Consider the following 6,109-nt stretch of genomic DNA (forward strand, 5'->3'; position numbering starts at 1 on the left):
GGCCTGACAACAAGCCGAACCGCCAGGAAAGCGACAGCCGGCTTGCCGGCACAAGGCGCTTGATGCCGTCGGCGCCGTCGCGCACCAGCATTCGGCCGCGCGCTCCGACGGACCAGGTCTCGTCGAACTTGCCGCCGTCGTCGACGGTGACCGACATGGTGATCTTGCGGCTGGCCGAAACCCCGTCATTCAACTGCAGCCATTCGGTCCATCGCGGTTCGCCGTCTGTCCGGCAGGCGATGGTCAACACCGGGCTGTAACTCAAGGCACCGCCACCCGTGATCAGCTTGTTGGTGCCATGAAGCGAAGCGGTGACAAGGCCATCGTCGTCCGTGCCGAAGCGCCACTCGCCGGCAAGCGCGCCGGCCTGGGCAACATCGCCGGCGAAGGCCAGAACGAGAGCCAGGGCAACGGGTCGCCCCTTTTCGAAGAATAGGCTCAACGCCCCCTCCAGGAACCAGACGGTTTGCAACAGCAGTGCAGATAATGATCAACGCCAGGTATCGCCAAGTGCCATTTCCCGCAAAGCGAGTCGGCTGTTGCAGTTTCGCAACGAAAAAGGCCGCCTCAAGGGCGGCCTTCGTCGAGTCCTTCAGCCTCGGGACTTATTCGGCGTCCTTGGCGGCCTTCTTCTTCGGCGCGGCCTTCTTCTTCGGCTCTTCCGCCTCGTCGCCCGCCTCGCTCGCCTTGGCTTCAGCCTTTTTGGCCGCGGCCTTCTTCGCGGGCTTCGCCTTGGTCGTGGTTTCCGCGTCCTCGTCGTCGGCCATCAGCTCTTCTTTGCTGACCTTGACGTCGGTGACCGAGATCTGGCCGAGCAGGTGGTCGACCACCTTCTCCTCGAACATCGGTGCGCGCAGCGCATTCAGCGCCTCGGGGTTGCTGCGGTAGAACTCGAAGGCTTCCTGCTGCTGGTTGGCCGGAAAGCGGCGAACCTGCTCGAACAGGCCACGCTGCAATTCCTCGTCCGATACGGTGACACCGGCCTTCTCTCCGATCTCCGCCAGCACCAGGCCGAGACGCACGCGGCGTTCGGCAAGACGCTGATATTCGGCGCGGGCCTCTTCCTCGGTCGTCTCTTCGTCAGCGAAGGTGCGGCCGGCGGCCTCCAGGTCGCGGGTGACCTGAGCCCAGATGTTGTTGAACTCGGCCTCGATGAGCTTCGACGGCGCCTCGAACGAATAGGCGGCATCGAGCTGGTCGAGCAGCTGGCGCTTGACCTTCTGGCGCGTCATCGAGCCGAACTGGTTCTCGATCTGGCCGCGCACGATCTCGCGCAGGCGCTCCAGCGATTCCAGGCCAAGGTTCTTCGCGGTCTCGTCGTTGATTTCCAGCTCGCCCGGCTTCGACACTTCCTTGACGGTGACGTCGAACGTGGCTTCCTTGCCGGCCAGATGTGCCGCCTGGTAATTTTCCGGGAAGGTCACGGTGACCTGCTTTTCGTCACCGGCCTTGGTGCCGATGAGCTGGTCCTCGAAGCCAGGAATGAATTCCTTGGAGCCCAGCACCAACGGCTGGTCTGTGCCGGCGCCGCCGGCAAAGGCCTCGCCGTCGATCTTGCCGACATAGTCGATGCTGACGCGGTCGCCTTCGGCGGCCTTGCCGGTTTTCGGCTCATAGCTGCGCGCCGATTCGGCAACCCGCTTGACCTGGTCGTCGATCTCGGCCTCCGGCACGTCGAACACCTGACGTGTCACCTTGATGTCGGAGAAATCCTTGATCTCGATCGCCGGGATGACTTCATAGTTGAGGCGGAACTCGAAGTCGGTCCCACCGGCCAGGATCTTCTCGGCTTCCTTCTCGTCCTCGGTCATGATGACTTCGGGCTGCATGGCGGCCTTTTCGCCGCGGCCCGTAATGATGGAACGGGTGGAGTCGTTAAGGATCTCGTTGACCACTTCGGCCATGAACGACTTGCCGTAGACCTTGCGCAGGTGCTGCACCGGCACCTTGCCCGGCCGGAAGCCGTTGATGCGAACCTTGTTGCGCGCGTCCGAGAGCCTCGCCATCAGCTTGGCTTCCATATCACCGGCCGGCACGGTGATCTTGATCTCGCGCTTGAGACCGGAGTTAAGCGTTTCGGTGACCTGCATCGTAAAACCTTTGTTTTCACCAATGAGACTGCCACGGCCTCTGCCGTTTACAGCCTGCCGGTATATTCTTGCCGGGAATGGCTTTTGGTACGGAACCTGGCGATTTGACCGAAATTGCGGCTCAAACTCTCCCAAACTGCGTTCCAAAATGTGAATAAGTTCTTGTTTTTCCTACTTCTTATCACATTCTGTAGAAGCGGATCGTCGCGTCCCGTCACATTTGACACGCCTTTTGTCACAGGCGAGCCTAATTTTCAACAGTCTTCGCGCTTAGGCGAATAACCACATTTCGGCCCTGGCCCGACATCTTGTCTCTGACATTGACAGAATGATGGCTACATGGGATTGCCGGACGATGCGGATGTGGCGGAACTGGTAGACGCCCTGGATTTAGGTTCCAGTGCCGAAAGGCGTGGGGGTTCGAGTCCCTTCATCCGCACCAAGTTTTTTCGGCCAGTGACCGCTCCGAATGAAATCCAGCTTTCAAGGAAGACCCTTGAAATAGGCCGTCGACAGGTTCTTACTTGCAGCGGGCAAGTTGGGGCTCTGTCGAGCTGTGCGTGTTGCTTCTCTGGTTCTGGCGGTAGGTTCAATTGTCGCGGCAGCAACATGCAAGGTTGAGGCCCTAGAATACACGCCTGTTTCGTCTCCGGGGCAGCAGCCGTTTCTTGTTGTGTCCGGCGAGTTCAGAGACAACGAACCCCTGAACGCTTTTGGCAACGCGGTTGTAAGCAGCGGGGCCCGGATGATCGTATTCAACTCCCCCGGCGGCAACGTCGGCAGTGCGCTTCGGTTGGGGCGTATGATCCGCGCGGCAGGGTTGGATACACTCCAGCTTCGCCGCCTGCAGTGCGCTTCGGCCTGCTCACTGGCCTTCTTGGGTGGCGTCCACCGTGTTGCCGAACCAGGTTCTATCGGCATTCATCGGGCTTGGTTGAAATGGACTGACGGGATTTCCAGGGAAGAAGCCAAGGCCCGGGTCGAGCTCGGAACGGCCGCAATCAAATCCTACGTAGTCGAGATGGGAGTGGACCCCGGCCTGATTGAATTGGCTTCGAACTTTGACAAGCATGACCTGAGGTACCTATCGGCCAGCGAAATGGCAGCGTTGCGTGTGACCAATGTCGCAGCCAACCAATCGCCCGCGGATACATCGCAGCTGTCAACGAGGCCAGATCCTTCGCCCGTGGCGGTGCCGGCGCCTGACGCAAGGCAGCAGGTGGAGAACTCTGCGGTCGCCTTCGTCAAGAATCTGATCGAGCATCATGGCGACAATGACGATTTCGCTGTTGCTCAAGTTCAGGCGTCCTACGCTCGCACCGTCGACTATTATGGCAAGTTGACGAACCTGAGTTCGATCATCCAGGACAAGAGGAACTATTACCGGCGATGGCCTGAACGCATATATAACGTCCGTAATGACAGCATTGTGGTCACCTGTGCAAACGGTCTCTGCATGGTTTCAGGCGTCTATGACTGGGTGGTGCGCAGTCCCTCGATACATAAGCAGGACAAAGGCGTATCAAACTTTAGCTACACAATATCGACTGGCCCCTATCCCAAAATCATCGCCGAAACCAGTAAGGTGCGCAGTTGATCCGCGGAATTCTTCATCCCTGAGTCTAGGGGATTCTGGTCTCTTGGTTCTTACCGCACCGATGACCGCAATCCATCGCTATTAATATAACGGCTCCTCAAACAGCGTCTTGTCACCGTCCACCAGCGCCTTGATCTGCGCGGTGCCGTCATTAGCGAGGGCGAGCCGTATCGCGAACGGCCGCACCCGCATGTCGCTCTGGATCGCCATCCCCTCGCCTTCCGGCAGGTAGAACCGTTCGATGCCATAGTCCGGCGCAATGGTCATGCCCTCGCCGCGCAGATCCCAGCCTTCGGCGACATGGCCTGCAATATCAGCCTCGTCGGCAGCGGCTGGCGCAGGCGCCTTGCCGAACCAGGCGGTGGTCGGCGTCCAATACCCGTCGGCGCCCTTTTTCAGCCGGACCACGATCGACGTATCGTCGCTTGAGAATTTTCCGGCAGGAATGTTGGCGATCATTTTCACCGGAATGCGCGAAATATCGTAGCCGAGGATGATGTAGTCGCCGCGCAGCAGATCGCGCGGATCGACGGGTTCGATCTTCAGCAGCACTTCCTTGCCGCTGCGCAGGATCGCCGCCCGGCCGGCGATGATCCAGCTCAGGAATCCGATCTGGGCGAGCGCCAGCACCAGCGCCGAGATAACAAGCCTCTTCCCGGTCATCATCATGCCGCGGCTCCCCCCGTTGCCGGATCCTTCATGCGTTTTTCGACGCGGATGATGATGATCGCCAGGATGCCGAGCAGCACCGCGGCGGCAAGGAAGAACCCGGCCGTGTCGAGCATCGACTGCAAGGTGACGACATAGAGCATGGCGAGTTCGAAGGCGAAGCCGAGATAGGCAAGCCAGCGCAGGCCACGGCTCTCCCGTCCCGCGAGCACGATGGCGGCGACGATGCCGGCCAGAGCGACGACCGAGGCAATGCCGAAACCGCTATTGTAGGTGCTTTCGTCGGCCAGTTCGAACTGGATGATGGCGAGGCCGGTAAGAAAGCCAAGCAAAGCGTGGAGAGGCAACCGGCCGCCGAGTTGCACGATCCTGTCGACCGGTTCCGGTGCAAAGACAGAAGCCGCGAAGAGCGCGGCGGAGACGATGGCCAGAGGGATCGCCACCGGCAACGTCGCATGATTCCCGGCCAACAACACGAGATAGCAGAGCAGCGAGAGGATGATCAGGTGCCGCGCGGCCTGGCTGCGGGTCCAGAACGAGACGGCGAACAGCACGATGGCCATGCCGACGAAGGCATGCGGAAACGCACTGCGGCTATAATAACCGAACCCCTTCAGGAACAGCCAGGCGTCGGCGATGCCGACCGAGGCGACGGTCAGCGGGTTCGACCGCAGCGCGACCGCCGCCAGCGCTGTTCCGGCGCCCCAGGTGACGAGCGCCGAAGCCTCGTCGCCGGACAGATGATACATCTGGCCGATCAGCGCAATCGAACCGCCGAAGGCAGCGGCAGCCACGATCCACAGGGCTTCGCCGATCGCCGCATGGTCGCGCGCCTTCAGCACCGCGCCGCCGACATAGCCGCCAAGGATGATGGCAAACAGTGCCGCGACCCGCGCCAGTCGCGGGATCGCGTCCCAGTTGGCGGCGACGAAGATCAGGATGGCCGCGCCGAACAGCAGGGCCGCCATCATGGCCAGGATCGAACCGAAGCTGAGTGATTTGCGCGTATTGACCTCGACGTCGCGCGTCAGGGCATCGGCCGTCGCGGCGTCGATCAGGCCTGCCTGAAGCCACCGCGCAATGTCGGATCTGACCCGTGTCGAATAGCCCGCCATATCCTGCATCCCCCGCCAGGTCGTTTTGTCAGCCGAACCAGCCAAACCGTTGACGTTACGGCACTTTCCGATTCTGGCTTCTTTGTGTCAGGTCCGTGAAGGCGCGTTAATGTTGCATTGCACAATTTGCATTGCTGCCATGCAGCCATAGCGCTTTTAAATCGATATGAGCCCGCCTATTTATAGTTCGTACACAAACGGAATGATCCGCAAGAAAGACGAAACGAGAACTACCATGAACCTGATCCGCAACTATCGCAACTGGCGCCGCTACAGGGACACCGTGTCCGAGCTGAGCCGCCTGAGCAACCGCGAACTGACCGACCTCGGCATCAGCCGCAGCGACATCCCTTACGTCGCTCGCAAGGCGGTCTAATTCTTCGGACCGCGAATGGTCCGAACAAGTTTCTGAAAAGAGAACGACAATGAACCTGATCCGCAACTACCGTAACTGGCGCGTATATCGCGAGACGGTTACTGAGCTGGGTCGCCTTTCGAACCGCCAGCTGCATGATCTCGGTATCGTCCGCGACGAAATCAAGGTCATCGCCCGCCGGGCGATCTAACGGAATTTCGCTGGGGTCGACCTCCTCCCCGACCTCCAGCGAACGGTCAGCCCTTATCCTCCTCCCGAGGGT

General features: G+C 60.4%; 7 protein-coding genes and 1 tRNA gene. 4 read left to right on the forward strand and 4 right to left on the reverse strand.

From position 1 onward, the window contains the following. The coding region (locus C1D09_RS08300; protein WP_143973823.1) for a hypothetical protein at positions 1-442 on the reverse strand (442 nt) is incomplete at its 3' end. A gap of 163 nt (positions 443-605) precedes the next feature. Then, on the reverse strand, positions 606-2,090 hold the full coding sequence (gene tig / locus C1D09_RS08305; RefSeq protein WP_095772842.1) for a trigger factor: 1,485 nt from the start codon (positions 2,088-2,090) through the stop codon (positions 606-608). A 357-nt stretch (positions 2,091-2,447) separates the two neighbouring features. Between tig and C1D09_RS08310 the strand changes: the two genes are divergently transcribed. After that, a tRNA-Leu gene (locus C1D09_RS08310) sits at positions 2,448-2,532 on the forward strand. 303 nt (positions 2,533-2,835) lie between these two features. Continuing rightward, the gene (locus tag C1D09_RS08315) at positions 2,836-3,687 is read left to right on the forward strand and encodes a COG3904 family protein (protein WP_143973824.1); all 852 of its coding nucleotides are present in this window, start codon (positions 2,836-2,838) and stop codon (positions 3,685-3,687) included. 81 nt (positions 3,688-3,768) lie between these two features. On the opposite strand, the gene C1D09_RS08320 is transcribed toward C1D09_RS08315, so the two are convergent. Both C1D09_RS08320 and C1D09_RS08325 read right to left on the reverse strand, forming a co-directional pair. Next, positions 3,769-4,353, reverse strand: coding sequence for a GDYXXLXY domain-containing protein (locus tag C1D09_RS08320; RefSeq protein ID WP_143973826.1), 585 nt, complete (start codon positions 4,351-4,353; stop codon positions 3,769-3,771). Next, entirely contained in the window at positions 4,353-5,471 is a 1,119-nt protein-coding gene (locus tag C1D09_RS08325; protein ID WP_143973825.1) for a DUF2157 domain-containing protein, read from the reverse strand. The genes C1D09_RS08320 and C1D09_RS08325 overlap by 1 nt, the downstream gene beginning before the upstream one ends. 235 nt (positions 5,472-5,706) lie before the next feature. Here C1D09_RS08325 and C1D09_RS08330 point away from each other — a divergent pair, with 235 nt between their 5' ends. Both C1D09_RS08330 and C1D09_RS08335 read left to right on the forward strand, forming a co-directional pair. Further along, positions 5,707-5,847: a DUF1127 domain-containing protein gene (locus C1D09_RS08330; RefSeq protein ID WP_013531315.1), complete on the forward strand. Its 141-nt coding sequence runs from the start codon at positions 5,707-5,709 to the stop codon at positions 5,845-5,847. A 49-nt stretch (positions 5,848-5,896) separates the two neighbouring features. Continuing rightward, positions 5,897-6,037: a DUF1127 domain-containing protein gene (locus C1D09_RS08335; RefSeq protein ID WP_023757605.1), complete on the forward strand. Its 141-nt coding sequence runs from the start codon at positions 5,897-5,899 to the stop codon at positions 6,035-6,037. Positions 6,038-6,109 lie beyond the last annotated feature (72 nt).

It is taken from the genome of Mesorhizobium intechi (assembly GCF_002879535.1).
In the GTDB taxonomy this organism is placed as follows: Bacteria; Pseudomonadota; Alphaproteobacteria; order Rhizobiales; family Rhizobiaceae; genus Mesorhizobium; species Mesorhizobium intechi.

What these genes read in the sequence shown, in the direction of transcription:
- tig (WP_095772842.1), bottom strand. Translation starts at nt 2,090, where the DNA reads ATGCAGGTCACCGAAACGCTTAACTCCGGTCTCAAGCGCGAGATCAAG.
- C1D09_RS08315 (WP_143973824.1), top strand. Translation starts at nt 2,836, where the DNA reads ATGATCGTATTCAACTCCCCCGGCGGCAACGTCGGCAGTGCGCTTCGG.
- C1D09_RS08320 (WP_143973826.1), bottom strand. Translation starts at nt 4,353, where the DNA reads ATGATGACCGGGAAGAGGCTTGTTATCTCGGCGCTGGTGCTGGCGCTC.
- C1D09_RS08325 (WP_143973825.1), bottom strand. Translation starts at nt 5,471, where the DNA reads ATGGCGGGCTATTCGACACGGGTCAGATCCGACATTGCGCGGTGGCTT.
- C1D09_RS08330 (WP_013531315.1), top strand. Translation starts at nt 5,707, where the DNA reads ATGAACCTGATCCGCAACTATCGCAACTGGCGCCGCTACAGGGACACC.
- C1D09_RS08335 (WP_023757605.1), top strand. Translation starts at nt 5,897, where the DNA reads ATGAACCTGATCCGCAACTACCGTAACTGGCGCGTATATCGCGAGACG.